1 protein-coding gene and 1 pseudogene are annotated in these 831 nt (G+C 66.8%); both read left to right on the top strand.

From position 1 onward, the window contains the following. Positions 1 to 256 (top strand): annotated as a pseudogene (locus tag AC6CH3_RS23350) (ectoine/hydroxyectoine ABC transporter ATP-binding protein EhuA); the annotation flags it as partial. 2 nt (positions 257 to 258) lie between these two features. Then, positions 259 to 831, top strand: a 573-nt coding sequence (locus AC6CH3_RS23345) for an FAD-dependent oxidoreductase (protein WP_498134697.1), incomplete at its 3' end; no start/stop codon positions are given.

The following is an 831-nucleotide window of genomic DNA, read 5'->3' as shown; positions in this document are numbered from 1 at the left end:
AATCATCCTCTTTGACGAGCCCACCTCCGCCCTGGACCCCGAAAAGGTCGGCGAGGTCCTGGCCGTCATGAAGCAGCTGGCGAAGAAGGGCATGACCATGGTGGTGGTCACCCACGAAATGGGCTTCGCCCGCGAAGTCGCCGACTCCCTGATCTTCATGGATGACGGCTACGTCGTCGAACGCGGCGACGCCCGGGAAATCCTGTCCAACCCCAAGGAACCCCGCACCCAGGCCTTCCTGGAAATGGTGCTCTAGGCATGGACGGAAAACTCGCAGTCATCGGGCTGGGCAGCATCGGAAGCATGGCCCTGTGGCAGGCCTCCCGCCTGTCCGACTCAGTGGTCGGGTTCGAAGCCGCGTCCCCCGCCCACGGCCGCAGTGCCGTGGGCGGGGACACCCGGCTGTTCCGCATGATCTACCGCGGCAACCCGGCCTACTACCCCATCCTGGAGCGCTCCCGCAGCCTCTGGGCCGAGCTCGAAGCCGAAACCGGCCAGAACATCCTGACCCGCACCGGCGGACTGTCGATCGGCACCAAAGACGGCCCCTACCTCTCGGCCCTGCTGGAAACCACCCGGGCCAACGGCGCCGAGCACGAAATCCTCAGCCGCGAGGCCATGGCCGAACGCTACCCGCAGCACAACCTCCGGCCCGACGACATCGCCGTCTACGACCCCCACGCCGGTGCCCTGCGCACCGACCGCGCCGTCACAGCTGCCATCGCAGCGGCGGAGGCCAACGGTGCGACAATCCACACCAACACCCCCATCGACAGCATCACCGAAACCGAGGACGGCGTCGTCATCACCTCCGGCGAGAAGTCCTGGACC

The sequence above is a fragment of the Arthrobacter sp. GQ119 genome, from assembly GCF_059759125.1.
The sequence above is the reverse complement of the archived record's forward strand: the minus strand, read 5'-3'. Positions and strand labels throughout refer to the sequence as shown.